Genomic DNA, 26,155 nt, shown 5'->3' on the forward strand with positions numbered 1-26,155 from the left:
ATTAAAAGCTACATATGAAGCCAGTTTTTTACGCATCAAAAGAGGAGATCAGAAATAGGATATTAAAAAATGCCCAAGATTTTTGGAACATTAAGAACAGCAGCGATTTTGATCCCCTGGTCAAATTGATTATTGAGGCACTGGGCAACGAACTGTTCAACATATCAAACGACGTCAAAAACCTGGAAAATAGAATTTTTGATAAGTTAAGTAGGATTTTGGCACCCGATCATTTGACTTCGGCCCTGCCTGCCCATGCGATTATGCATGCCAGGTCACTTGAAAAAACCGATTACATTTCGCCACAAACCCATTTTTCGTTTAAGAAAACCAAAGACGACTCCAAAAAAACAGAACTTTTTTTTAGTCCGCTCCATAAAGTCAAAGTGTATCAGGCAGAGCTGAAATACTTGGCAACAGGCAAGTCGCTTTCCCTGGTAGGCCCTACAACAAAATCGACCATTGCCCAAACCCTGCCTGGATTTTCATTGGAACAGAACAGCATCTATATTGGCTTGAGCGGTTTTGAACATACCCAAGACCTTGGTGGCCTGAATCTGTTCTTCGACTGGAAGAATTTTGCTATTCCAGATCAAACCTATGAACTGCTTTCGCTCTGCAGATGTTACTTGGACGAAAAACTGGTGCCAAGCTTTGTTGACAGATTTATGGATGAAGAAGTGGCTCTTAGCAACAGTGCACCATTTCAGAACAAACAATTGCTGAACCTGATCAAGGCTGATGTGTTGCAATATTATAGCAGTCGCTTTATTACGCTAGACCAATCAGAAAATCTTCAACGAACCGAGAGCGAGAAGCATCCTGCGCTATTCAAGTCTGTTTTCCAGCCCGATATACTCAATCGTTTGGATGAACACATCACTTGGTTAAAAATTGTGTTTCCGGCAGCCATTAGCCAGGAAATGCTGAACGAGCTTTACATCCATATCAATGCCTTTCCGGTGGTGAACAAAAAAATGTACCAGATTAAACATCGCCTTAAAACGATGAATAATATTGTACCCATTAAAACCGATGACTTTGAGCAGTTGCTGGCCATAGAAAAACTGCAGGACAACAATGGCAAGAGCTACAACGAAATTCCTTATACCAACGAAAACGACAAGGGCGATGGTTCTTATTCGATCAGGTTTGGCGGCACCGAAAGGTTCGACTCGCGTAGCGCCAAAGAAATTGTAGATTACCTATTTGAATTGCTACGCGATGAAAAAGCCGCATTTTCGGCTTATGGACCAGATTTCTTAAATACGGCTCTCAAAAACCTCGAGCAAAACATTTCTTTAATTGAGCAGAAGAGCAGGATCACTTTAAAATCGATCAAAGAGCTTCCAAGTTATGTGGTGGTGAAACCTATTGGCAATGCCGACATCATGTTTTTAGATATCTGGATTACCCAAGGCGATGAGGCAAACAGGATTGTGGGAGGCAGCAAACTTTCACTCTACGAAAACAACAAGCTTTATCCCGACAGCCTGGTTATGCTTACCCAAACCAAAGGCGGACGCGAAAGGCTGAATGCAACCAATCGGGTACAGGCCTATAAATATGGATTAACTACTGCAGACAGAATTGTAACCAAAGCCGATATCATCAACTTCTGTAAATACGAACTAGGCGAAAAGGTAAAAGAGATTACGTTAGAAAAAGGGCTGATGATGGGCAGCAAGCCAAACTCGGGTTTTGTGAGAACCACCGACATTGTGATTAGGCCAAAGGAAAACCTGAAGCTCAGCGCTGAGGATTGGAATGAGTTGCTGGAATTAACTACTGCCAAACTGAAGCAAAGAAGTACGCTTGACCTGCATTTTCGGATGTTGCTCAAAAACGCATTTTAAAGGTATACCGTATAGCCTAGGTAAACGTTGGCACCACCTTCCTGCAGGGTGGTGTTCATGCTTTCAGCACCAGATACAAACTCGATTTCTACATCTGTACCTACAGGAACCAGGTAATCCAAGGCCATGTCGAGGATCTCTCTGTTTTTCTGATTAGGCATAAAGCTGATGATCTCCTCAGCCGTTGCTGGACCAATCTTAATGGCAAGTTGGTCATTCTCCGGCAAAAAGTTATTTCCAATAATGGTATCGATGCCGAGCGCTCCGGCACCCAACGAAATTTGTTGCGCTTGGTTGATGGCCTGAGGCTTAATTTTTAGGGAAGAATCAACCAAGGCGATCTCTACATTAAAAAGCGCGGTCAAAACCTTGGCAATGAAATCAAGGTCGTTTCTCTTTTGTTGGATTTCGGGCAGGAGGTGCATCCATATAATGCCCTGTTGTTTATTGAGCAATTTAAATTCGTCCCAATTGTATTCAAAAATCTGGCTAAGCTCTGCGTAGGTTGTTTTTTTATCTAGCCGATCTTCATAAAGCGCTGCGAGTATGCGCACATGGTTGAGCTCGAGGTCGAAGGGGCTAAAAAATAACCGGGCCTGTTTTTCTTCTTCTCTCCGTTCCCGAATATCCTTCATCATGCCTTCTTCATCTAAAGAAGCACTGCCCTTTGGCGCACGATGGAATAAACCTTCGGGCAACATGTCATATAAACCTTCGCGGTTGGTCTCGATCCTGAGCCGGTCTTTAAGCCTCAGTTCAGAAAAATAGCTTAACGATTGGCCGATATCTTTTGCAAATGCGCGTTTATCGCCCCCTTTGGGCATTATTTCTACATCTTCAATGTCAACAGCACCATTTTCTATCAGTGCGGCAGCCACTGTAACAGCCTTATAGTCACTAAATAAATCGTTATTTATCAATTTTCCTTTTTCGTTAAACATTTAAGATTGTCTATTTGTTATCAACAAGATTTATATTGCCCGAAAATTAACCAAGCCATCAAATACTAAAGATACTATATTTGTATAAAACATTCCCCAACTAAATGGACGTCAAATCATTTTTCATCAGGTACCTGCTGTTCCCTCTCATTTTTTTAATATCGACAGCAATACTTTCGCTATATAATAAGAAGAACCAGTTTTTAAACAACAAAAAACTAATTGTAAGTGTTCTGATTCTTGGAATTATTCTTGCGATTCCGGGCGCGCTCGGATTTTTAGATTTTAATTTTATGCCCTGGGGCTATATCATTTGCCAGCTCACCTACATCATTTTTGGAATTTTGTATGTGTTTTTGCTGACCAAATATTATCCCCATCCGCTTTTGGAGCGAAAAGTCTTTATCTTTTTCGCTACATTGATTTCGGCTGTTTTGGGCCTATACCTTTTTCAGTTGCTCTTCAACTGGCTTGGTTCCATCGATTTTGGATGGTGGGCCGCAGGCGCCATTGCAGTCTTTTTTGTACCGCTGATCTTTTGGTGGGCCTATGTTTCCTTGTTGAGCATTCCGCAGGAAATCTACAAAATCTGGAAATATCCGCCTACTCCATTGGACATCAATATGGATCATGTTGATTTTGACAACCTCTTGGTATTGGAATTGGAACTTTATAAAAAAAGTACAGATCCAGAGCCTTTAAAGGTTAAGGTAAAAGCTCCAGAAAACATGAATTTTGGCGTATGGTTCCACAAGTTTATCGACGATTATAACCTGAAATTTGCCAAGAATCCCGTGGAATTCAAAAATGTAGACCAAGAGAGCTACAGTTGGATTTTCTTTATCAAAACCTCTTTCTTCAAGCGCAACTTATTCATCGATCCAGATTTGGACATCAAGCAAAACGGCATTACCGAAAAAGTAACCATTTATGCCAAAAGGGTTTCTGAAAATGCAAATAAGCCAAATGAAATTGGAGAAAGTGCTATATTCATCTAAATCTCTATTTAAAATCTCTAGCCATGATAAAGCCTTTAAAATATAACCCGATCAATTGGATCAATGGAATGAAGCTTTCTAGCGATCATTTTGTGACCAATGATCTTTATTTACAAGATTTTGTAAGGAACGCCACTTCGCTGCGACTCAATAACAGCAATTACGGACTGCTTCCTCCATTTGCAGGCTATCAGACCTCGCATGATATCGACATTATCGAAAAGGCGACCAATCAGATTGAAATCAGGGTAAAGCTTTGCAATGCGATTACGCCAGAGGGCTGCCACATCGACATTACCCCAAGCGATTCGGGAGAAATATTGACGCACAATCATTACTTCGGCCAATCGGAGCCCAGAAATTATTTGATTTTGCTGGTTGTTAATCCATTTAAGCGTGTACCGGCTGGCATTCCCGATCCTGAAGAAAGTCCATTGCGCTATCCAGAATTAGCGAAGGCCTATTCCATTGTGGTGATACCGGAAAATGAAATCGCAGCGCAGCTATCAGACAGTTACTTTCTCACCATTGGGCAGGTTTATCATGAAAATGGAAAATTAACCCTCAATAGAAATTACATCCCGCCTAGCTCTACGCTCACCAGTCATTCTGCGCTTATCCGTTATTACGAAACCTTTAGCCTTTTGCTGAACGACCTGCAGCTGGCTAGTTTTAAGATCATAGACAAAACAACTGGAAAGGAAAACGTAAGCGTATTAGGGAAGAACATTCGCCTGATTTCAGAAAAAATGGTCGATTATATTGCCGGCATTTTCTATGATTACAGAAATATTGCCTATAAGGAATCGCCAGTGGTATTGATTGGCTATTTTTCAAGCTTGGCCCATACTTTTTTTACCGCCATTAAACTGATTGCATCTAACGAACGCGAAGAGCTATTGAAATACTTCTATGAATGGAAAGATGTAACACCAGGCAATTTTGAAGAGCTGCTTTCCAGAACCATTGAGATTGTATACGACCATAAAAAAATCTATGAATCCTTTCAAACCGTAAACGAATTCATGACCGTATTGGTTGGCCTTTGGAATAAATTGAGCGGATTGGAATACATCGGCCAGAGAAAGGAAAATATTGTGGTTGCCGAACAACAAGTGGTGCAACAGGTACAAGCAAGAAAAACCTGGACATTGCTCGATTAATCTTAAAAAGAAAAAGCTATCATACCTAAAAGCCCATCTCTATTAACAGAGATGGGCTTTTTATTTTATGAAGGACTTAAAAATGTTACGATTATTTAACATACAAACCATCTTTTTTTAGATTTATATAATTATCTTGTTATCAGACTTATAACTATAAATTTCACCCTAGAATCATAAATAAATTAACATCAATCTCAAAACCAATTGTTATGAACGTAAGATCATATTCCCTCGCTGCATTGTTAATAGGAATAAGCCTATCTGGTTGTAAAAAAGAAGCCTCTATTGACCAATCCACATCGAACATTCCTGCTTTAGCTGTTGCTGCTGCACAAAAGAACAATACATTAGCTGGTGAACCCGAAACACAAACCATACCTAGCAGCCAGCCAACCCCATTGGGCTGGATTATCACATGGAGGTCTGCTGATGGTATGTACAAAACCATTACTAAATATGACGACTTGCCCACTGGTTATGAACTGGTTATCAAAAGCGGACAAACGGCACCAAGTGGCTGGGTGGTTACCAATTCTACAAGCCCAGGCTATTTGACCATTACTAGGATTGATGGAATGGCTCCAGGCTCTAGCATTATAATTTCAAGTGGCTGGGGTGTGCCAACGGGCTGGATAGTTACCAATTCTTCGAGTCCTGGTTATTTGACCATTACCCGTCATGATGGCTTGCCCTCTGGCTCACAGCTGACCATTCCGAATGGCTGGGGTGTACCAAGCGGCTGGTTCATCTATGCCCAACTATCTACTTCGAAAATTATTGAGAAACTTTAGGCAACCTTTGTGTTGCGCAGGTACATTGATCAGGCAACTCATTCAATAGCAATAAAAAAAGCCACGAATTCGTCGTGGCTTTTTAAAGCTCCCGAGACGCTATATTTTCCGAAAAATCTCTTTACTGACCTTAATAGTATTGCAACGATTTGGGATTCGCCACTGGAAAATATCGATATAAATAAAAGATTGACAGCTTACTAAGGATAATACGTTTATATCGCTCAAATTCTGTACAGGATCATCCATAAATACTGTATTGATTTTATCGCTGCCTATGCGCGCTAAAATGACTGATCTTTCTTATTCTCGCTTACCCATATCACATATGTAATCTAAACAAAGGCTGATCCCGATGCAACGCTGTGCTTTGCGCCATAATTCACTGAAATACAATATGTACAATCTTTTTTATATCTTTAAATAAAGGTTTTTCAGTAGCTAATTAAAATATTATGGCAGATCAGGAAGTCATTAAACATGTTAAAAAAACGCATAAAATCTTGAGTAGCAAAGAACACAGTTTGTGGCACAAGGCGGGAGAGTTTATTGTAGAGATCATTATCATTGTTTTTGCGCTAAGCTTGTCGATATGGCTACATGAATGGAGCGAGCATCGGCATCAGCAGAAGGAAGTCAGGGAATTTATGGCAGATCTTACAATAGAAATAAATAAGACGATCGGAGAAAAGCAATTCGAAATCAGCAAATTATCGCCCATAGAACGAGAAACTAAAAATATTACGAATATTGACCAAATCACGCAGATCATCACTGGTAAATATACATTTTATAACATGAATTCTAGTTTTGAAGGTTTTAAGTCTAGTGGGAAGATCGCATTCATAGAAGATAACACCTTGCGGAACGCAATTCTAAGATATTATCAGGATTTACTTCCTGCAGTCAATACAGCAAAAGAAAAGCTGGAGAAAGCTAAGGAAAAAATTCTGTATGAAATCAATTCGCATCCGGAAGGCTTCACCACGACTAAATTGTATCGATATCTTTATAATGATTACATCACGTCGCTCAACGGGTATTCAATGTTGTCGACAGTCTCCATTCAAAGAGGAAAAGACATCGTAAACCAGATCAAAAAGCTGGAGAAATAAGTTTCGCTCGGGATAAATTTCTCGACTAGTTAAACAAAAAAAGCGAATAACTTTCGTTATCCGCTTTAAAGCTCCCGAAGCTGGGCTCGAACCAGCGACCCTCTGATTAACAGACAGGCGCCACCCTTTTCTAACTATATCTTAATCAATCGATTACAAACAAATATAAAAATCCCGTTAAATATTTGTAGCGGTTTTTAATTAATAGCGAATTTAGAATTTATTTTTAAAGGCCGCTAACATGTCATTGGCCTTTTGGAAATTTTTTTCTTTAAAATTTACTCAGAAAGCTTTTCCAGATCGTAATACATTATTCTTGTCTTGCTTTTCTCGTCGGCGGCAAGCAGAAACTTAAATCCGTTCCTGTCGTAATATTTTAATTGCTTTTCTTTATTAATTGCATCTAGTATCAACAATCGGCAGGCGGGTTTATGATCAATCAATGCCCAGCCCTTAATAAAATCCATAAGTTCGTATGCCGCACCTGAGCCGTGCAAATCCTTGTGGACACCAAGTCTTCCAATTTTAATAGCCGGATACTGGCGAATTCTCTTTGCATTCGAAAGACCTAAAAAACGATGCAGACGATTCCAAACCGTATTTGTAAATCCGTTATCGACTCCTGTGTCATTTAGGCAATCATTAGAAATGCTAAAAAATGCCATTACCTTTCCGTCATCATCGTTGAAAAGATAAGTATTGGCCATCTTCTCCGATTGATAATTTAGCGCATCATCATGCAAAAAAGCCGTTATATCTTCCAGCCCGCAATCAAAAGTCTTAATAGCAGAATTTTCGTTCAAGGACGAAAATGATAGATCAGCAAGTTTCAAGCTTATTTACCCGAGTTTTTCCCTAAGATTTTACTAACAAGATCAGTAATACGGGCTCGTTCGGCAGCAGAAGCTTTTACACTCTGACCAGCCGTAAGCTCTCTGTTGAATCTTCTTGAAGAAGATCCTGAAAGAATTGGTGTTGGTTTTATTGGAGTTGCCATTGTTGTAATTACTCTTGTTATTAATTAATACAAATATAATGCTAATAATCTTAATTATAGCAATAATGATAATAATAGTATTGATAGCAGTAACAATAGTGATGCCAATAGTGTGTATTTCGGAAATACTATCCATCCCTGTACGTTCCAAACTGTTCAGTAGGCACCATGGATTTGTAGTCTGAGGCTTACCGCATAGATCCTCTCAGGGAACATCAGATTCTTGTTACCCCTCTATTACCCCTTCATCAATAACCCTGAAGAAAGGCTCCTTTTGCTTCGCAAAAGAGCAGCCAGCACCGAGCTCGATTTTGCCAGCCCTACCCCTTTGAATCTGGCCAGATCTGTATGGCTCAATGAAGAAAGCCTTTTCAGATCATCGCCTACTGAAGCCAGTATTTTCCCGGCAAGATCAACTGCACTGGCGTCCTCGCTGCCTGAGCCGATCAGCATTGTAACAAGTTCCCGGTCCCTTAATGCGCCTGCACCATACTGGGCAAACCTTTCCCTTGGCCTTAAATCGCTTTCCCATGATTTGATGCCTCCTTCGCCCTTTGGGCCAAGTTGGCTGAAAAGATTGGGCGTTTTCTCCAACGTCCCCACCGCAGAGCGGAAAAGCGAAGCAAAAGCCGAAATCCAAAGCTCAAAATCCTCCTCCCAGATAAAAAGTCGGGCAGTCCTCTCCGAACCGTCTTTTTCCTCGATCCGGCTGGTGACAGTAATATAGTTCGTGTTGTTCTTTGCTAGGCCGAAGTCCAGAAAAAAGCTTTTCCTCCCTGAGAAAAAAGCTTCGGTAGCGATTGTATTGTTTCTCATAACCCTTTTGTATTAAACATGTTAACAAACTTCGCCATTGAAAAACAATTAGCCGGTCGTATATTAGCTGACCCGTTCTAAGCGCTTTTAAATCGGATATAACGCTGCGAACCAAAAAAGATAATTTGCCATCCGTCAAGCCATAGACTGGATACGCAGCTATTCAGGTTGCAAAAGAACTTTTGAAGGCAGGATCGACAAGGTATCCTGCAGCGACCAGTGCCGCAAAGCGGCCGGCCGCGAAAAACGAAAGGTAATCCATTGGCAGTAGCCCAGATGCATTACCCAGGCAATAAGAATTAAATTCAAAACCTAGAAAGCGGTAAATGATGACTTCCTTAAGCCTATTAAAAAATCAAGACAGAAAGAGGGCTTAAACCAAAAACCCATTTTAAATCATAATAAACAATGATCGAAAAACATCCAAAAAAAGAAAAGCCTCTAGCGTTATTACTAGAGGCTTTAGCTCCCGAAGCTGGGCTTATCTCGCTATGCTCTGGGTAAACTTCTCGCCCAGTTAAACAAAAAAAGCGAATAACTTTCGTTATCCGCTTTAAAGCTCCCGAAGCTGGGCTCGAACCAGCGACCCTCTGATTAACAGTCAGATGCTCTAACCGGCTGAGCTATTCGGGAGTACCGGTTGTCCAAAAACGCCTTGTTGTATATGCTTTGAACATATACCCCTGTTTGTTTTGGGAATGCAATATTAGGGCTTTTAAATTATTTATGCAATATTTGCAGTGAAAAAATTTTAAAAAAATTACAACAAAAGACATATGAGCCTGATAATCATAGGTACTGTGGCATTCGATGCCCTTGAAACCCCATTCGGAAAAACAGATAAAATTGTAGGCGGCGCCGCAACTTACGCCAGTTTGGCCGCAGCTTACTTATATAACAAAACCAAAATTGTTGCCGTAGTAGGCGATGATTTCGGGCAAGACAACATCGACATCCTTAACCAACACGGAATAGATACCGAAGGTTTGCAGGTTAAAGAAGGCGAAAAATCTTTCTTTTGGAGCGGAAAATACCACAATGATATGAACAGTCGCGACACCTTGGTTACCGAATTGAACGTATTGGAGAACTTTGACCCCATCATTCCCGACAGTTATCAGGACTGCGAGTATTTGATGCTGGGCAATTTAACGCCACAGGTTCAACAAACCGTAATTAAACGCCTAAAAAACCGTCCAAAACTAATTGTATTGGACACCATGAATTTTTGGATGGACATTATGATGGACGACCTCCTGGAAACCATTAAAATGATCGATGTATTGACCATTAACGATTCGGAGGCCCGCCAATTATCTGGGGAATACTCTTTGGTAAAAGCAGCCAACAAAATCTTAACCATGGGTCCAAAATACCTGATCATCAAAAAAGGCGAACATGGCGCATTGTTGTTCCATGAAGACAAGATCTTTTCGGCCCCTGCCCTGCCTTTAGCCGATGTATTTGATCCAACCGGTGCCGGCGATACTTTCGCGGGAGGCTTTATCGGTTACCTAGCTCAAGTTGGCACAGTGAACTTCAACAACATGAAAAATGCCTTGATCTATGGTTCGGCCTTGGCCTCTTTCTGCGTAGAAAAATTCGGAATAGAACGCTTGCTGGAACTCGATAAAAAAACAATTGCTGCACGCCTGCAGGAATTCGTAAGCTTAAGCAGTTTCGAGATCACTCAAGAATAAGCAACAATAAACATAGAAAAGGCTCCAATGAGGAGCCTTTTTCATTAATTCTTTAATTTAAATCGGTAGAGATAAAAGGGAGCCTTTCCCTCATCGGTACCACCCGTAAATGCCGGCGTAGTATTGAGTTGGTTAACCGATACATAAAACCAGCCGTCAGGACCCAAATAAACGTTATCTGGCCATTGCAGTTTAGTATCCTGAATAACAGTTGTCAATTTCCCATCAGTGCCTAATTTGCTAATGGCATGCTCCTGCAAATTGGTAAAGTAGTGGTTGCCTTGTCGATCGGTAATTGCTCCATCGCTAATCGGTTTTATGCCTGCTTTCTGAATGGCTTGCCCAATTGTAGAGTCGCTTGCCCCCACTCTGAATAATTTGGCCGGAACCTTATACCAAGTTACACCATTCATGGCCCCAAAATAAATGGTTTCCTTGTCGGCCGAAAGCGTAAGCGGATCAATAGCTACGCGAGCAGGCTTACCTTGAAAATAAATCAGCTTTCCGTCAATATGCATGTCTACATCCTCTGCCTGAAGCGAACGATGTCCACTAAACCGTCTTGCTTTTTTGGTTTTCAGGTTCAACGCGATAATTCCCAGATTGGCAATATCAGCCAAATAGGCAAAGCCATTTTTTTCATCGACAGCCACATCTTCCATAAAACTGCCTTTGGGAGCAACTGATGTCGGCAATTCAATTTTTTCAATGACTTTATTTTGCCCAATATCAAAACACCACAATCGGGTTTTGCCGAGTTCCAAACCCATATCAATTACCCATAAGCGGTCTTGACTGTCAAAAATCAAACCTAAAACCGCATCTAAATGGGCATCGGAGGCTTTGGCGCCATTCTTTTGCAAAGTTAAACTTGGATAAGGTACCGCTTTTTTATTTTTGATTTCTACCAGCTGCCATTGCTGGCTTCCTAAGGGATGGATGGTTGCAAAAACTCTCCCCTTCGCCGATACGGCCACATCGCCAGGACGGATATCCAACTTGGCCACTTCTTCTAAAACCGGAGCTTGTATTTCGTTTATTTGTGCCGTTACAGGCAATGCCAATCCAACTGTAAGTGCAATTAGCATTAAAATTTGTCTTTTGATTTTCATCTGTATTTGATTAATGTTTAATATTTGTAGTGTAAAATTTAATCGGGAGCTATTGATAGCCCATTTTTTTAATTCTATTTGTACCTACAAAGGTGAGGTACCGATGCATTTATACTTCGGTACTATCGGATGATTTTACAGTAAATTTCTGCCATGAAAAGAGAAACCCTATACGAACCTTTTGAGATCGTTTATAAAAAGATAGACGAATGCCCAAAAAACGAGCATAAACACTTGTTTTTTGAATTGGTCTTTATCCTATCGGGTACGGGCAAGCAATGCATCAATAACAGCAACTTCGATTACCATCCGGATCATATGTTCTTGATCACGCCAGAAGATTGCCATTCTTTTGATATCGCCACCACTACAGAATTCTTTTTTCTGCGTTTTACCGATCATTACCTCAAAGCCAACTCTTTGCATATCGATGACCAGCAACGACTGGAATTTATTCTGCAGAATGCCAGTCACCAACCGGGATGCATCCTTAAAAACTTTGCCGATAAGCCTTTGGTCAGATCTTTGGCCCAAGCCATAATTGGCGAGTACAACAACGAAAACCTCTATAACAAAGAGCTGATCAAAAAACTGGTCGATGCGCTCATTGTAATTGTAGCCCGCAACATTGCCAAGTACATGCCGGCCAGCGTGAAGGAAGATTCGGAAGAGAAAATAGTGGCCATGCTCAATTACATCCAGGCCAATATCTATCATCCAGAAAAGCTCAAAATAGAAAATCTGGGCAGGCATTTCGATATCTCAGAGAGCTACCTCAGCAAATATTTTAAAACGCATACCAGCGAAACCGTACAGCAGTACATCACCAACTTGCGCATTAAACTGATTGAAGCCAAGCTCAGGTTCAGCAACATGCGGATCAATGAAATTTCGAACGAATTGGGCTTTGCAGACGAAAGCCATTTCAATAAGTTTTTTAGGAAATCGACAGGAAAAAGTGCCTCTCAGTACCGCAAAGAACTGAACTTAAAAGCTGTAGGCTGATGAGAGAATCATCTTGTGCGATTGACTAACTGGTGCCTTTTTTCTTTTTTCTGCTTTGTAGTTGAGCTTCTCTAATAGCAATCAGGTCTATTCCTGCAGTATCCTGAATAAGTTGTGCCACAATCGTCAATGGCACCTCTTCTTCGCTTTTAAAGTTGATACAACCTTTTTGAAATTTAGCTTTAGGCAACAGATTCACATATTTTTCATGTAATGTTGCATTCATGTAAATTGGCAACACGTGTACCGAGAGATGGGCTTTTGTATTGGCCAAGCCATATTTGAAAAAGCCGCGATCATTGTATAAGATCATTTCTTTACCCATCATACTGTCAACCTTAGGTTCAACAGTGAGGTCATTCTCGATAATTATATCATGGATCTGCTTAAGCAAGGATTGCCTTTCTAGGTCTTGAACCGCTATAAAATCTACTATTTCCATAAAATGTGATTCCTGAAAATTTAAATGAATAGCTAAATATATTGATTCTCAACTCAAAATCCCTATCACCACAAACTTCTCAAAAACCGTTTCGGTATGTGGCGCATCAGGCAATTCTGAGGTCAGATCCTGGCCAGCCCAATGCTCGTAATGCTTGCCGTTTTTCCATAAGCGGCTTTCGCTCACATCATAAATCAGCCCCTTAAAAGCTACCCATATTTCGGGCTTGTCTTGCCCATTGCGCAGTGCGAGCTGAGATTTGGTATAGGTGGGCAATTCCATTATTTAGCTGCGCGTTTGCCAAAGAATTCCAATAAATAAACACCCAACAAAAGCATGGTCATTACATAGAAATGGCTTTCTAGCGGGATGTCTATTACTTTTATTTTTATGGTTTGGTCAGTTGCATAATACAAGATAGGCAGTTTGCTCATGATGCCAAAACAGATATAAAAAGGCAACAAGCACATTAAAAAGGCGCGGTAAAAACGATACATGAACCTGATCTTGTTAACGTATTCGATAAACAGCAGCAGGATAAACAGCAGTACAAATACCACCATGGTATACCAGCGCATATAGCCAAAAAAACTAAAGGCAATACAAAGGCCGAGCACCAGGTTGCTGAATGTAAGGCTGAACTGTTGCAGGCTGTTTTTAGGAAAACGCACATTTAGGTATTGATAAACGTTAATGCCCAAAAAGCTGAAGCTGAAACAGAAAAGAAAAAATTCTAGCGGAACACCTCGATAATAAATACCCACCAGAAATTCGGAATTGAAGCCCCAAATGCCAAAAGTTGTAAATACAATGGCAATGGCCGAGAAAATGATGCCCGTTAAAAGTGCAGGAACAGTTGCCTTGTTCAATTTCTTTAGCTTAAATGCCTTGGCATCCAAACAAAAAGTCCATGGTGCGAGAAAAAGAAAAATATCAAGACACAAAAACAGGTTCTTCATGCAAATGGGTTTAATTTCCGATTGTCAAAAGTAGGATTTTGCCTGCGTTTAACCAGTATCTTTTTTGCAGCAGGCCATGAAACGAAAAAAGGCCTCCCAAACGGGAAGCCTTTTCGTGTTTTGATAGGTATGTTAGACCTCTGTAGCAGCCATATCTTTGGCGTAGGTTTTTAAGTATTTTTTTAGGATTCCCCTAGCCACATGGATACGGGTTTTAACTGTTCCGATAGGAATGTCCAATTCTTCAGCAATTTCGTGGTATTTGTAACCTTCAAAATATTTGATAAAAGGCACATAATACTCAGGTTGCAAAGTGGCCAATGCCTTATGGATATCGCCCAACACAAATTTGCTCTCCACTGCATTTCTGGTTGCACTGTAATGCAGATTGGCTGATGAGATATCTTCGCTCTGCGTAATTAAAGTATTGGTTTTTACCATGCGCCTGTAGTTATTAATAAACGTATTGCGCATAATTGTAAACAACCACCCTTTTAAATTGGTTCCCTCTTTGAATTTGCTGTAATAAGTAACCGCTTTTAACAATGTATCCTGTACCAAGTCATTAGCATCTTCGATATCTTTTGTAAAATTTAAAGCGAATGACTGTAATGAGCCAGAATAATCATGCAATTGGTGGTTAAATTGAAGCTGTGTCATAGTTTTTAGGTTTTAAGTTTTAAAAAGAAACAGAAGCTTGGAGAGTGGTTCGCCAACTGTTTTTATCAAATCTTGTCTTACAACTATGATACCAAAAAAGAAAAGCCTATTTTATTTTAAAGAAAAAACTTATCAATTAACGCAAAAACAGCCTTGTCACAATATATTTACCTCCCGTTCAAGGCTTACATCAAATTTGGCTTGCACCTCATTGATAATCTGTTCTGAAAAACCATACACTTCTTGTCCACTGGCGCCGCCATGGTTCACCAAAACCAAGGCCTGGTTTTTCCATGTACCTGTATTTCCAACCACTATGCCTTTAAAGCCACATTGTTCGATTAACCAGCCTGCCGCCAATTTGATCTTTCCCTCGGCTGCCGGGTAATGCACCACTTCGGGGAATTTTTGGACAAGTTTTTCGAATTGCACTTTGTCAATTACTGGGTTTTTGAAAAAACTGCCTGCATTGCCAATTGTTTTAGGATCTGGCAACTTGCTTACCCTGATATGCGATACCACCGCAGAGATATCGGCTATGTTGGGCTCAACGATGTTTCTCTTTTCTAATTCTGCATTAATTGCACCATAATGTGTATGCAGCTGTGCAGTTTTGCTCAAGTGAAAGCCTACCGCTGTAATGATGTATTTGCCTTTAAGTTCGTTTTTGAATATGCTATCGCGATAGCCAAACTCGCAATCGGCATAATCGAAAGTACTGATTTGTCCAGTTGCGATTTCAAATGCAGTACACCAGGAAAAAACATCCTTCAGCTCTACTCCATAAGCGCCTATATTCTGAATGGGCGAAGCGCCAACCGTACCAGGGATGAGGCTGAGGTTTTCTAATCCGGCGAAGCCATTTGCTACACAATAGTTTACCAAATCGTTCCAAACTACACCTGCTCCTGCACTTACCCTTACCTCGTTGCCTTCTGTCTCATGGCTAATGCCCTGAATGTCCATTTTAATAACCAGTCCGTCAAAATCCTGTGTAAACAACATATTGCTCCCACCGCCCATTACCAATATTTTTTGCGTTTTGGCCAATGGATCGGCGAATACGGTTTTTAGCTCATCCTGGTTGGCAATCGCTACAAAGTAACGGGCCTTCACCTCGATGCCAAAAGTATTATAGGGCTTTAGGGATACATTTTCTTGAAAAACGGACATGGTTCTGAATTAGAGCACAAAGGTATATAAAAAGGCCGAATAGCCCATTGGGGCATTAAATTTCATCCTCGGCCTCATGCAGCACATTCTCAATTCTCTTATCCGGAATTAGCCAAATCAAGGCTACCAATATAAAAAGGCTTCCAGAGATCCATACGGAAACGAATGCGCAAGGAATGGCAATCAAATAGCAGGCAACAGATATTTTGCCCTTTACATCGCTGCCTACGGCCTTGGCCAATAGCGAATCGCTGCCATGGTGTTTAACCAACAAGAGCATCAGGATGACGTAGGCAAAACCGTTCATGAGCAGCACAAAACCATAAACGGCTACCGGTGCGGGTGCAAAATGATTTTCGCCCATCCACGAGGTGGCAAAAGGGATCATCGAAAGCCAGAACAGCAAATGCAGATTGGCCCAAAGCACTGCGCCATTTACTTTATTTACAGCGCTGAACATATGGTGATGGTTGTTCCAGTAAATGCCTACATAGATAAAACTCAGCACATAGCTTGAAAAAACAGGCCATAGGGGACCAAGGTCTCTGAGCTCGAATTTTTCGTGCGGCACCTTTAGTTCCAATACCATAATGGTAATAATAATGGCAATTACTCCATCGCTAAATGCTTCTATTCTTCCTTTTTTCATGTTAATAGTTTGTGGTTCGAAGATAAGAAAGGAAGTTCATAGTCGAAAGTCTATAGTCCATAGTCCAAAATCTTCATTGCCTGCCTACCGCAAGCAGACGAGCGCAAGAAGCAATCTCCTTCGATAAATCCTTATTCCATCGTCAGCCTAGACTTGTTTCAGGGTCTATATCAAGGGGAGATACCTGCTACCGCAGGCAGGCCGGATCTGGGTCAGGCATGACGCATTTTTGGATGAATTATCAGTATTTCTCTTTTTTTGAAAAGCACCTGCAACATGTTATGGCAAATACAGTCCCGTTGTCCGCTTTACTTCGTGTCCGCTTCCACCGGGTTTAGCTAATGATGTTTCTTGCTGCTATGTTTTGAGATTGTCATCCAGATCATATATCGAAACAGATCCCGGATCAAGTCCGGGATGACGAACTATTGGATAAACCAAAAATCTCTTCTCTTCACCTACCCGAAACCTCCGTTCACCGATAAAAGCTAGACCTGCGTTTGATTATTGCCTTTCTTTGTGCCATGGATTTAAACATACAAGCTCATGGAATTACATACAGAAATGACCCTCATTGAGGAAATAAAAATTTTAATCAGGAAACTTTGGAATTAAAAAAAGTTTCCTTAGTTTTGCGGTCGATTTGAAAGCCGTAGTTTGAGGAATTTACACATAGCCTCTTAGCTGGGGCTAAAAATTTGTCCTAATGGAAACTTTGGACTTAAAAAAAGTTTCCTAAGTATTATTATTTGGAGAGAAGATTTGGAAATTAGAGCATACATCATTGAGGAAGCCGACAAGCTTTTTTGCCAGTTTGGCTTTAAAAGCGTAACAATGGACGATATAGCCAAACATTTGGGCATGTCTAAAAAAACTATTTATCGGCATTTTAGTGACAAAGACGAACTCGTAAGCATATTGATTGCAGAGAAAATCAGCACACAAGATTGTGTAGCCAAAGCCAGTGCAGAGAATTCGGAAAACGCGGTAGACGAAATTTTTGCTGCCATTGAAAGCACCAACACATTTTTGGCGAACATGAATCCTAGGCTTTTTTACGATCTGCAGAAATACCATGCAAAAGCCTGGCTGATCTTTAGGGAGTTTAAAGAAAAAACGCTTCGTGTAACGATTTATAAGAATTTGGAGCGTGGCATTAAAGAAGGTCTATACCGCGACGACATCAACATCGATATCCTAACGCAGCTTCGCCTGGATCAGGTTGACCTTATTTTTACGCAACATGACCAATACACAACCAACAAGTACAACCTTGCACAGATTATGGTAGAGCTCACCGAACATTTCCTTTACGGCGTATGCTCGCTCACAGGCCTGGCCCATATTTACGCAAACAAGCTCAAGCTGCAAACGGAAGCTCCGGCAGCGAGCCATTAAATTTAATTCATTAAACCCAAAATAAAATCAATTTATAACATGCTTAGAATAAAAAAGGCAAAACTCATTTTCATCCTGCTCGCAGGGATGGTTTTGCCACAAATGGTAAACGCGCAGCAGCAAATTACCTTAAAGGATGCCTTAAATTTTGCACTGCAAAACAACACCAATGTTCGCAAGTCGAGGTTGGATATTGAAGGAGGCAGATACAAGGTTGAAGAAGTAAGGGCACAGGCCCTGCCACAATTGACAGGTACAGCCGGCTTAACTTATAATCCCATTATCGGACAACAAGTTGTTGATTTTGGTGGTCAGCTGCAAACCTTAAAGTTCGGACAAAAGTGGAATTCATCTGCCGGCGTTCAGCTTTCGCAGCAATTGTTCAACCAACAGGTTTTTACAGGCTTGCAAGCTGCAAAATCAAGCGAAGAATACTATAACCTTACTGCTCAGTTAACTGAAGAACAGATTATAGAATTGGTAGCCAACAACTATTATCAGGTACTCGTAAACAGGCAACAATTGGAAGTATTAGACTCCAACATCAAAAACGTGAAGGTGGTTGAAAAAATCGTTGCCAATCAGTACAAAAACGGTTTGGCCAAAAAGATCGACGTAGATCGTATCAACGTAAACCTGACCAACCTGAATACGCAACGTGAACAGGCGATCAATGGCATTACACAATTAGAAAACCAATTGAAATATGCCATGGGCATGCCGGTGGCTACACCGATTACCTTGCCCGCTACCGAGCTTACTCAAGTAAGCACTTTGCCACAATTGGTAGATGCAGTTGATTTATCGAACAGAACCGAAATCAAATTGCTAAACAACCAAGACAAATTGTTGTCGTTGCAGAGAAAAGCCTATGTTTCTGAATACTATCCAACATTGGCCCTAACAGGAAACTATACCTACTCTAGCCAGAGCAATGGTTTTGATTTTTTAAGCTCGAACAGTACGGCAATCGGCTTTGGCTCTTCGGCTATAGGCCTAACGCTTAAGGTGCCGATCTTTAATGGTTTCTTAACCCGTTCTAAAATTCGCCAGGCAGATGTAAACATCAGAAAGGCAAAAGAAGACAGGACAAACACCACCAACTCGCTAAACTTGGCTTACGAGAATGCCAAAATCCAATTGCGCGACAACTTGAGCACTATTAATGCACAACGCAAAAATGCAGATTTGGCCCAGGAGATCTACAAAAGTACACAGAACAACTATAACAATGGCTTGGCTTCGCTAACCGATTTGCTGGAAACAGAAAACTCGTTAACCCAAGCCCAAAACAGCTATAACCAGGCATTATTAAACTATAAAATTGCCGAAATACAATTAATCAAATCAAACGGAAATATTAAATCGCTAGTACAATAACAAAAGAGATGAAAAGAGTAATTATCATAATCCTTGTAATCGCTGTTGCCCTTGCTGCAATAGCCCTGGTTCTTAGCAACAACAAGAAGAAGAACGAAGCTAAAACTGCCTATATTGCCAAAGGTGGCGGTGCAGTAGCTGTTCGTATAGCAACTGTAGAAAAAAAGGTGGTTGACTTGGATTTCAACGTAAACGGAAATTTTGCAGCCAACCAAGAATTGAACTTCCTTTCTGAAAATGCCGGTCGTGTGAGCGCCATTTATGTAAAAGAAGGCGATAGAGTAAGCAAAGGACAGGTTTTAGCGCGTATAGATGCCGAAATCATCAATACCGACAGAGAAACTGCCGAAGCCACTTATCAAAATGCACTTAAAGACGAAGCCAGGTACCAAAGTTCTTACCAAACCGGCGGAGTAACCCAACAACAATTGGATCAGGCTAAATTGGCCACCAGAAATGCCAAGCTTCGCTTACAGGCTTCGCAAAGAAAATTGAGCGATGCGAGCATCAAATCGCCAATCAATGGTATCGTAAATAAAAAATACATTGAAGTAGGTGCATTTGTAACTGCACAAGGAACCCAATTGTTTGAATTGGTTGATGTTTCTAAATTGAAACTGAAAGTAAACGTAAACGAATCGCAGGTGGCCAATTTGAAATTAGGCGATCAGATCGATATCAAATCATCGGTATTCCCTACTGATAAATTCAATGGCAAAATTACTTTCATTGCGCCTAAAGCAGATGCTACCTTAAATTTCCCAATTGAAATCGAAGTGGCCAACAATACCAAAAACAGCTTGAAGGCTGGAATGTACGGCACTGCTGTTTTCAACTTCCCTCAACAGGCACCTAGCATTCTTATTCCGCGTACTTCATTTGTGGGCAGCGTAAGCAGCAACCAGGTTTTTGTATTGGATAAAACCAATAATACTGCAAAAGTACGCAATGTAACAAGTGGCAGAATTTTGGGCGAGAACGTTGAAATTTTAGACGGCCTTGCAGCTGGCGAAACTGTAATTATCAGTGGCCAAATCAACCTTGCCGAAGGTACTGCCGTTAGCGTAGTGAAATAGCCAAACATTACATTTATGAATTAGCCTGCGCACAACGCACGCACTATTAAAACAAAATGAAGATAACAGATATTTCTATAAAAAGGCCCTCGCTGGTAATTGTGGTATTTACCGCGCTTACCCTACTGGGGCTATTGAGTTACTTTTCGTTGGGCTATGAACTATTGCCAAAGTTCTCTAACAACGTAGTATCCATCTCTACCATCTACCCTGGGGCATCGCCAAACGAGGTAGAAAATACCGTGACCAAGAAAATAGAGGATGCGGTATCGTCAATGGAGAACATCAAAAAATTAAACGCGGTATCATTCGAAAGTTTGTCTACCGTAACCATTACGCTAACCGACAAGGCCAATATTGATGTGGCCCTGAACGATGCACAACGTAAGGTAAATGCTATCCTTGCCGATTTGCCTGAAGACGTTAAAACACCGTCGTTAAGTAAATTCTCTTTAGACGACTTACCGGTAATCACCATGTCGGCTTCTGCCAATATGGACGATATTACCTTTTACGATTTGATCGATAAACGTATTGCCCCGGTAATTTCGAGGGTAAGCGGTATTGCGCAGGTGAATTTAATTGGTGGTTCGGAGCGCGAAATCCAAGTAGCATTAGATGCCAATAAACTGCAAGGCTACGGACTTTCGGTGCCTCAGGTGCAACAGATGATCCTTTCCTCTAACCTTGACTTCCCTACGGGTAGTGTTAAAACACAAAACCAAGACGTATTGATCCGTTTATCGGGTAAATACCAAAGCATTGACGAAATGCGCAACCTGGTTTTAACTACCGGAAATGACGGCGCACAAATTCGTTTAGGCGATGTAGCCGACGTACAGGATGCACAAAAAGAAACTGAGAAAATTGCACGCATCGATCGTAAGGGCGCTATCGCCATTCAGATCATCAAACAAAGCGATGCGAATGCGGTAGAAGTTAGTAAAGGTGTACATGCCGTTATTGCCAAGCTGAAAGAAGAATACAAGGCCAACAAGCTTGATATTAAAATAGTAAACGACAGTTCGATTTTCACTTTGGAATCGGCAGATGCGGTAATCCACGATTTAATGCTGGCCGTAGTATTGGTGGCCTTCGTTATGCTTTTCTTTTTGCATAGCATCAGAAATGCGGTAATTGTAATGGTTTCTATTCCGGCTTCCCTTATCGCAACCTTTATCGGGATCAGCCTTTTTGGCTTTACCTTAAACTTGATGTCGCTTTTAGGCTTATCATTGGTGGTAGGTATCTTGGTAGATGATGCCATTGTGGTACTGGAAAACATACAGCGACACATGGAGATGGGCAAAAACAAAGTGAGGGCTGCATCAGATGCGACACGAGAAATCGGCTTCACCGTAGTTTCCATTACCTTCGTAATCGTGGTGGTGTTCTTCCCGATTGCCGTAAGTACAGGTTTGGTATCTAACATTTTGCGCCAGTTCTGTATCGTGGTAATTTTGGCTACCTTAATCTCGTTATTGGCCTCTTTCACCATTGTACCTTTGCTTTTCTCAAGGTTTGGTAAATTGGAGCATATTGAAGGCAAAAACATGTTTGGTCGTTTCATTTTATGGTTCGAAAAACAGCTTAAAAAATTCACCCATTGGGTTACGTCTATCTTAACGTGGTCTTTAAACCATAAAAGACGTACCATTGCTGCGGTTGTAATCTTATTTGTTGGCGCCATGTATTTAGCTGGAGCCGGATTTATAGGAAGCGAGTTTTTCCCTAAATCAGACAAAGGCGAGTTTTTGGTACAAATCGAATTGCCAAAAGACGCTTCGCTAGAGCAGACCAACTTTTACAGCCAAAGAGCCGAAGCCTTCTTACAAAAACAGCCAGAAATTGTACAGCTGATTACTACTGTAGGTCAGGCAACCGGCGATTTTGGAGGAACACAGGCAACGGCCTATAAATCTGAGATCAATGTAAAATTGGTAGAGCGCGATCAGCGTGAAGGTGTATCTTCAGATATTTTCGCCACCAGAATGAGCCGTGAATTGGCAAAAGAACTGGTAGGTGCCAAAGTTAAAACCGTTCCGATCAGTATTTTGGGTATCGCAGAAAACGCGCCTATCCAATTGGTGGTAATGGGTTCTGATTTAGACAGCGCTTTGAAATATGCAGAAGGTGCCCAAAAGGTATTGGCAGGCATTCCGGGTGCAACCGAGATCAAATTGTCTGTAGAAAAAGGAACACCAGAGATCAATGTAAAAGTAGACCGCGATAAAATGTCGGCCTTGGGCCTAAACCTGCAAACCGTGGGTGGAACCATGCAAACTGCATTTAGCGGCAATACCGACGGCAAGTACAGAAAAGGCGAATACGAGTATGACATTAACATCCAGTATCAGGATTTCAACCGTAAAAACATAGACGATGTTCGTAACCTGATCTTCGTAAATGGTATAGGCCAACAAGTTAAGCTTTCTCAGTTTGCAACAATTACCGAAGGCTCTGGCCCAAGTCAGTTGGAGCGTTTAAATAAATCTACTTCAGTATCTGTTAAGGCTCAATCCGTTGGTAGGCCAACAGGAACGGTAGTAGCAGAGTTTCAAGAAAAGCTGAAGACCTTACAAGAGAACGGAAAATTAAAGGCTCCAGTTGGCGTAAGCTACACTTGGGCGGGTGATCAAGAAAACCAAGCTGAAGGTTTTGGTACTTTGGGTATCGCCTTATTGGCTTCTGTAATTTTGGTATACCTGATTATGGTGGCGCTTTACGATAGTTTTATCTATCCGTTGGTAGTAATGTTCTCCTTGCCATTGGCCTTTATCGGTGCCTTCCTTGCCTTGGCCCTGACCAATAACTCGATTGGTATCTTTACCATTTTGGGATTGATCATGTTGATGGGTCTGGTAGCGAAAAACGCAATCATCCTGGTCGATTTTACCAACCACATGAAAGCAGAAGGCAAATCGACTATCGAAGCCTTGGTGCTAGCCAACCATGCGCGTTTAAGACCAATCTTGATGACGACCATCGCCATGATTTTTGGTATGCTTCCTATTGCATTGGCCAGTGGTGCCGGTGCCGAATGGAAAAACGGTTTGGCCTGGGTAATTGTAGGGGGCTTAACCAGTTCGCTCTTTTTAACCTTGATCGTTGTACCAGTAGTTTACCTGATCTTCGATATGATGTTGGATAAACTGGGCTTCAACAAAAAAGGCAAAACCATTGACGAAATGATGGTAGAGCCATACACGCACAAAGACGTACACGAGTACGATTTAGAGCATTAATATAATATCCCAATTATATACTTTTAGTTTTGAAAAGGAGTCGAGCAATCGGCTCCTTTTTTTATGCGACATCGTTCCAAATGCTTAGGCATATATGAAATCTGTTAATTTGTGGCTAGTTCTTATTGGAAAGCAAGGACAGTGGTTCTTAGTTAAAGCTGTTCCTGCTTTTCACTGCTCCCGATATAAAATCGGGATTCGTTTCAATCAAGTTTAGGAACAATGGTACTGCAACTAAATGCACAAGCCTAGGTAAAATAGCCAGGATTGAAGCAGCATCTTTTTTTGCCGTTATGGCAAAAAGATAGAGCGAAAAGCCGGACTGCTTTTAACAACCGTAGAAATATTGCGCTTCAAACAAAACCAACAAGAGCCAATATCTAAAACCTTCATTTTCCATTTCCCATCTTACATCTCCCATCGTCCATCTTCCATCCTCTACTTCCCATTCCTCAATCTCCCTTTATCCTCGGCCTTTAAACCTTTAACCTTCACCCACCCCTCCATTCACCTACTCAAAACCGCCGTTTGCCGACAACATCATTTTTACTTATTAATTAATGGTTTCTTTTGTCGAGTAAAAAATAAGGGAGAGCGGAAACTAATGTGTGAATAAAATGTTTTTCGACGGAAACTTTTAGTTTAAAAAAAGTTTCCATAGTTTTGATTATGTAAATTCAGAAGGGTTACAGATTGGAAATCAAAGCATACATAATTGAAGAGGCCGACAAGCTTTTTTGCCAATTCGGCTTTAAGAGCGTCACCATGGACGATATTGCCAAACATTTGGGCATGTCGAAGAAGACCATTTATCAACATTTTAGTGACAAAGATGAGCTCGTAAACATCCTGATCAAAGAAAAGATAGGCAACCAAGACTGCGTAGTAAAGGCAAGTGCTTCAGACTCGGAAAATGCGGTTCACGAAATCTTTTTTGCGATGGAAAACATCAGCCAATTGCTGTCTAACATGAACCCCAAACTTTTTTACGACCTGCAAAAATATCATCCCAAAGCCTGGTTGATATTTAAAGGGTTTAAAGAAAATACATTAACAACAGCGATTAACAACAATTTGGCCCGTGGCATAGCAGAAGGACTTTACCGCAGCGAGATGAAACTAGACATCATTACGCAGATGCGCTTGGAACAGATAGACCTTCTTTTTAGCCAGCATGACAGTTACACGAAGAACAAATACAATCTGGCTCAGGTAATGCTAGAAATAACCGAACATTTCCTTTATGGAATTTGCAACCAAAAAGGAGTAGAACTCATTCATTTTTACAAACAAAAACCTACAACACAAGTATAATTTTATGAAACCACAACTTTACATTTTACTCTTTTGTTTAAGTTGGATCATCCCAGTCCAAGCCCAACAAAAAGATACAACGGCCAGTTTCAGCTTGCAAGAGGCGATCAACTATGCGCAACAACATCAAGTTAGCATTTTGAATGCCCAAATTGACGAGCAGATAGCCAAAAACACGGTTAAAAAGACAATCGGGATTGGTTTGCCACAAGTAAGCGCGAATGCCAACTTTCAAGATTTCCTTAAAGTAGCTACCAGCTTATTGCCAGGAGAGTTCTTTAACCAGCCAGGCACTTTTATTCCTGTAAAATTTGGGGTAAAATACAATTCATCGGTTGGCTTAGATGTGAACCAGCTTCTATTTGACGGCTCTTATTTGGTAGGCCTAAAAGCTTCTAAAACCTATAAAGAGCTTTCGGTTAAGAATACCAGCCGTACGCGGATCGAAACTGCTGTAGCCGTAACCAAAGCTTATTATTCTGTTTTGGTTAGCGCCGAAAAATTAACCTTGGCAGATGCCAATCTTGTACGTCTGAAAAAATCGCTGAACGATACTGAGGCTATGTTTAAAAATGGTTTTTCAGAAAAAATCGATGCAGATAGATTAAGTGTGCTTTACAACAACGCATTAACTGAAAAGGAAAATGTAATTAGGCTATTGGCCTTAAACCTAAGTCAGCTGAAATTTCAAATGGGCATGAGCGTAAATAGCAATTTGATCTTAACTGATAAAATTGGGGACGTGAACATTGATAAGACCGCAATATTAAACGACACGACCACTTATTCGCGCAGGATTGAATATTCGTTGTTACAAACCCAAAAAAGATTGGATGAGTTAGATGTAAAACGCTACAAAAGCCTGTTCTTGCCAACATTATCAGCTTTCGGAAGCACTTCTGCCCAATACCAGAATGATAAGTTTTCTAACCTTTATGACACGCGCTTTCCTACTACGGTTATTGGCTTAAAGCTGGCTATTCCTATTTACTCTGGCGGACAAAAATTATACGATTTACGCAATGCAAAGCTAGCGGCTCTTAAAACGCAGAACAAAATTTACGACTTGCAGAACTCAATCAACTTAGAAGTTACAGAGGCACAAACCACTTTCCTAAATGGACAGCGTTCATTGGACAACCAAAAACGCAACATGGAACTGGCTAAAGAAGTATTGCGCGTAACCAATATCAAATATGAACAAGGCGTAGGTTCAAATTTAGAGGTAACCACCGCCGAAAGTTCGCTTAAGGAAGCCCAAAACAACTATATCAATGCTTTATACGATATGCTCATCAACAAGGTAAATCTGGATAAAGCCCTAGGAAACATTATTTATTAAACCTTACAAAATCATCACAT

General features: G+C 40.9%; 23 protein-coding genes and 1 tRNA gene. 13 read left to right on the top strand and 11 right to left on the bottom strand.

Features of this window, described 5'->3' with window-relative positions; all coding sequences use genetic code 11:
- Positions 1–14: 14 nt before the first annotated feature.
- A complete protein-coding gene (locus tag AC570H_RS14310) occupies positions 15–1,856 on the top strand; it encodes a type VI secretion system baseplate subunit TssF (protein ID WP_497355951.1) in 1,842 nt (613 codons plus the stop codon).
- On the opposite strand, the gene AC570H_RS14315 is transcribed toward AC570H_RS14310, so the two are convergent.
- Entirely contained in the window at positions 1,853–2,797 is a 945-nt protein-coding gene (locus tag AC570H_RS14315; RefSeq protein WP_497355953.1) for a type VI secretion system baseplate subunit TssG, read from the bottom strand. The genes AC570H_RS14310 and AC570H_RS14315 overlap by 4 nt on opposite strands.
- Before the next feature lie 104 nt (positions 2,798–2,901).
- Here AC570H_RS14315 and AC570H_RS14320 point away from each other — a divergent pair, with 104 nt between their 5' ends.
- The 4 genes from AC570H_RS14320 (at position 2,902) to AC570H_RS14335 (ending at position 6,867) form a co-directional block, all read left to right on the top strand.
- Positions 2,902–3,795: a TssN family type VI secretion system protein gene (locus AC570H_RS14320; protein ID WP_497355955.1), complete on the top strand. Its 894-nt coding sequence runs from the start codon at positions 2,902–2,904 to the stop codon at positions 3,793–3,795.
- A gap of 23 nt (positions 3,796–3,818) precedes the next feature.
- Positions 3,819–4,958 (top strand): hypothetical protein, encoded by a 1,140-nt coding sequence (locus AC570H_RS14325; protein WP_497355957.1) that lies wholly within the window; start codon positions 3,819–3,821, stop codon positions 4,956–4,958.
- Between the two features lie 212 nt (positions 4,959–5,170).
- Positions 5,171–5,752 (top strand): hypothetical protein, encoded by a 582-nt coding sequence (locus tag AC570H_RS14330; protein WP_497355959.1) that lies wholly within the window; start codon positions 5,171–5,173, stop codon positions 5,750–5,752.
- Between the two features lie 455 nt (positions 5,753–6,207).
- Entirely contained in the window at positions 6,208–6,867 is a 660-nt protein-coding gene (locus AC570H_RS14335) for a hypothetical protein (protein WP_497355960.1), read from the top strand.
- A gap of 278 nt (positions 6,868–7,145) precedes the next feature.
- On the opposite strand, the gene AC570H_RS14340 is transcribed toward AC570H_RS14335, so the two are convergent.
- The 3 genes from AC570H_RS14340 to AC570H_RS14350 all read right to left on the bottom strand — a co-directional run bounded on the left by AC570H_RS14340 (position 7,146) and on the right by AC570H_RS14350 (position 9,313).
- Complete coding sequence (locus AC570H_RS14340; protein WP_497355962.1) at positions 7,146–7,670, bottom strand: N-acetyltransferase; 525 nt, start codon at positions 7,668–7,670, stop codon at positions 7,146–7,148.
- 431 nt (positions 7,671–8,101) lie between these two features.
- Positions 8,102–8,680 carry a UPF0758 domain-containing protein gene (locus AC570H_RS14345; RefSeq protein WP_497355964.1) on the bottom strand — a complete coding sequence of 193 codons (579 nt, stop codon included), beginning with the start codon at positions 8,678–8,680 and terminating at the stop codon, positions 8,102–8,104.
- 559 nt (positions 8,681–9,239) lie between these two features.
- A tRNA-Asn gene (locus AC570H_RS14350) sits at positions 9,240–9,313 on the bottom strand.
- A 143-nt stretch (positions 9,314–9,456) separates the two neighbouring features.
- Between AC570H_RS14350 and AC570H_RS14355 the strand changes: the two genes are divergently transcribed.
- Positions 9,457–10,380: a PfkB family carbohydrate kinase gene (locus tag AC570H_RS14355; protein WP_497355966.1), complete on the top strand. Its 924-nt coding sequence runs from the start codon at positions 9,457–9,459 to the stop codon at positions 10,378–10,380.
- A 44-nt stretch (positions 10,381–10,424) separates the two neighbouring features.
- On the opposite strand, the gene AC570H_RS14360 is transcribed toward AC570H_RS14355, so the two are convergent.
- Positions 10,425–11,492, bottom strand: a complete 1,068-nt coding sequence (locus tag AC570H_RS14360) for an L-dopachrome tautomerase-related protein (protein ID WP_497355968.1) — start codon at positions 11,490–11,492, stop codon at positions 10,425–10,427.
- 153 nt (positions 11,493–11,645) lie between these two features.
- Between AC570H_RS14360 and AC570H_RS14365 the strand changes: the two genes are divergently transcribed.
- A complete protein-coding gene (locus AC570H_RS14365) occupies positions 11,646–12,497 on the top strand; it encodes an AraC family transcriptional regulator (protein WP_497355970.1) in 852 nt (283 codons plus the stop codon).
- Positions 12,498–12,522: 25 nt separating this feature from the next.
- On the opposite strand, the gene AC570H_RS14370 is transcribed toward AC570H_RS14365, so the two are convergent.
- From AC570H_RS14370 to AC570H_RS14395, 6 genes are all read right to left on the bottom strand, one after another.
- The gene (locus tag AC570H_RS14370; protein WP_497355972.1) at positions 12,523–12,939 is read right to left on the bottom strand and encodes a DUF1801 domain-containing protein; all 417 of its coding nucleotides are present in this window, start codon (positions 12,937–12,939) and stop codon (positions 12,523–12,525) included.
- 48 nt (positions 12,940–12,987) lie between these two features.
- Positions 12,988–13,221, bottom strand: coding sequence for a cytochrome b5 domain-containing protein (locus AC570H_RS14375; RefSeq protein ID WP_497355974.1), 234 nt, complete (start codon positions 13,219–13,221; stop codon positions 12,988–12,990).
- Positions 13,221–13,898: a lycopene cyclase domain-containing protein gene (locus AC570H_RS14380; protein ID WP_497355976.1), complete on the bottom strand. Its 678-nt coding sequence runs from the start codon at positions 13,896–13,898 to the stop codon at positions 13,221–13,223. The genes AC570H_RS14375 and AC570H_RS14380 overlap by 1 nt, the downstream gene beginning before the upstream one ends.
- Positions 13,899–14,030: 132 nt before the next feature.
- Positions 14,031–14,558 carry an RNA polymerase sigma factor gene (locus tag AC570H_RS14385; protein ID WP_199137766.1) on the bottom strand — a complete coding sequence of 176 codons (528 nt, stop codon included), beginning with the start codon at positions 14,556–14,558 and terminating at the stop codon, positions 14,031–14,033.
- A 156-nt stretch (positions 14,559–14,714) separates the two neighbouring features.
- Positions 14,715–15,731: a UDP-N-acetylmuramate dehydrogenase gene (murB, locus tag AC570H_RS14390; protein ID WP_497355978.1), complete on the bottom strand. Its 1,017-nt coding sequence runs from the start codon at positions 15,729–15,731 to the stop codon at positions 14,715–14,717.
- 55 nt (positions 15,732–15,786) lie between these two features.
- On the bottom strand, positions 15,787–16,380 hold the full coding sequence (locus AC570H_RS14395) for a TMEM175 family protein (RefSeq protein WP_497355980.1): 594 nt from the start codon (positions 16,378–16,380) through the stop codon (positions 15,787–15,789).
- A 762-nt stretch (positions 16,381–17,142) separates the two neighbouring features.
- On the opposite strand from AC570H_RS14395, the gene AC570H_RS14400 reads away from it, so the two are divergent.
- The 6 genes from AC570H_RS14400 (at position 17,143) to AC570H_RS14425 (ending at position 26,135) form a co-directional block, all read left to right on the top strand.
- Positions 17,143–17,778 (top strand): TetR/AcrR family transcriptional regulator, encoded by a 636-nt coding sequence (locus tag AC570H_RS14400; RefSeq protein WP_497355982.1) that lies wholly within the window; start codon positions 17,143–17,145, stop codon positions 17,776–17,778.
- Positions 17,779–17,817: 39 nt separating this feature from the next.
- Positions 17,818–19,158, top strand: coding sequence for a TolC family protein (locus AC570H_RS14405; protein WP_497355984.1), 1,341 nt, complete (start codon positions 17,818–17,820; stop codon positions 19,156–19,158).
- Between the two features lie 8 nt (positions 19,159–19,166).
- Positions 19,167–20,234: an efflux RND transporter periplasmic adaptor subunit gene (locus AC570H_RS14410; RefSeq protein WP_497355986.1), complete on the top strand. Its 1,068-nt coding sequence runs from the start codon at positions 19,167–19,169 to the stop codon at positions 20,232–20,234.
- Between the two features lie 56 nt (positions 20,235–20,290).
- Complete coding sequence (locus tag AC570H_RS14415; protein WP_497355988.1) at positions 20,291–23,479, top strand: efflux RND transporter permease subunit; 3,189 nt, start codon at positions 20,291–20,293, stop codon at positions 23,477–23,479.
- 693 nt (positions 23,480–24,172) lie between these two features.
- Complete coding sequence (locus AC570H_RS14420) at positions 24,173–24,793, top strand: TetR/AcrR family transcriptional regulator (protein WP_497355990.1); 621 nt, start codon at positions 24,173–24,175, stop codon at positions 24,791–24,793.
- Between the two features lie 4 nt (positions 24,794–24,797).
- Complete coding sequence (locus AC570H_RS14425) at positions 24,798–26,135, top strand: TolC family protein (protein WP_497355992.1); 1,338 nt, start codon at positions 24,798–24,800, stop codon at positions 26,133–26,135.
- The last annotated feature ends 20 nt before the right edge of the window (positions 26,136–26,155 follow it).

Source organism: Pedobacter sp. B4419 (genome assembly GCF_059693725.1).

Bases quoted from the DNA above. Each gene is read 5' to 3' on its own strand.
- AC570H_RS14360 (WP_497355968.1), bottom strand. From the start codon at position 11,492: ATGAAAATCAAAAGACAAATTTTAATGCTAATTGCACTTACAGTTGGA.
- AC570H_RS14415 (WP_497355988.1), top strand. From the start codon at position 20,291: ATGAAGATAACAGATATTTCTATAAAAAGGCCCTCGCTGGTAATTGTG.
- AC570H_RS14375 (WP_497355974.1), bottom strand. From the start codon at position 13,221: ATGGAATTGCCCACCTATACCAAATCTCAGCTCGCACTGCGCAATGGG.
- AC570H_RS14395 (WP_497355980.1), bottom strand. From the start codon at position 16,380: ATGAAAAAAGGAAGAATAGAAGCATTTAGCGATGGAGTAATTGCCATT.
- AC570H_RS14315 (WP_497355953.1), bottom strand. From the start codon at position 2,797: ATGTTTAACGAAAAAGGAAAATTGATAAATAACGATTTATTTAGTGAC.
- AC570H_RS14310 (WP_497355951.1), top strand. From the start codon at position 15: ATGAAGCCAGTTTTTTACGCATCAAAAGAGGAGATCAGAAATAGGATA.
- AC570H_RS14370 (WP_497355972.1), bottom strand. From the start codon at position 12,939: ATGGAAATAGTAGATTTTATAGCGGTTCAAGACCTAGAAAGGCAATCC.
- AC570H_RS14425 (WP_497355992.1), top strand. From the start codon at position 24,798: ATGAAACCACAACTTTACATTTTACTCTTTTGTTTAAGTTGGATCATC.
- AC570H_RS14410 (WP_497355986.1), top strand. From the start codon at position 19,167: ATGAAAAGAGTAATTATCATAATCCTTGTAATCGCTGTTGCCCTTGCT.
- AC570H_RS14380 (WP_497355976.1), bottom strand. From the start codon at position 13,898: ATGAAGAACCTGTTTTTGTGTCTTGATATTTTTCTTTTTCTCGCACCA.
- AC570H_RS14365 (WP_497355970.1), top strand. From the start codon at position 11,646: ATGAAAAGAGAAACCCTATACGAACCTTTTGAGATCGTTTATAAAAAG.
- AC570H_RS14385 (WP_199137766.1), bottom strand. From the start codon at position 14,558: ATGACACAGCTTCAATTTAACCACCAATTGCATGATTATTCTGGCTCA.
- AC570H_RS14345 (WP_497355964.1), bottom strand. From the start codon at position 8,680: ATGAGAAACAATACAATCGCTACCGAAGCTTTTTTCTCAGGGAGGAAA.
- murB (WP_497355978.1), bottom strand. From the start codon at position 15,731: ATGTCCGTTTTTCAAGAAAATGTATCCCTAAAGCCCTATAATACTTTT.
- AC570H_RS14330 (WP_497355959.1), top strand. From the start codon at position 5,171: ATGAACGTAAGATCATATTCCCTCGCTGCATTGTTAATAGGAATAAGC.
- AC570H_RS14355 (WP_497355966.1), top strand. From the start codon at position 9,457: ATGAGCCTGATAATCATAGGTACTGTGGCATTCGATGCCCTTGAAACC.
- AC570H_RS14335 (WP_497355960.1), top strand. From the start codon at position 6,208: ATGGCAGATCAGGAAGTCATTAAACATGTTAAAAAAACGCATAAAATC.
- AC570H_RS14325 (WP_497355957.1), top strand. From the start codon at position 3,819: ATGATAAAGCCTTTAAAATATAACCCGATCAATTGGATCAATGGAATG.
- AC570H_RS14405 (WP_497355984.1), top strand. From the start codon at position 17,818: ATGCTTAGAATAAAAAAGGCAAAACTCATTTTCATCCTGCTCGCAGGG.
- AC570H_RS14320 (WP_497355955.1), top strand. From the start codon at position 2,902: ATGGACGTCAAATCATTTTTCATCAGGTACCTGCTGTTCCCTCTCATT.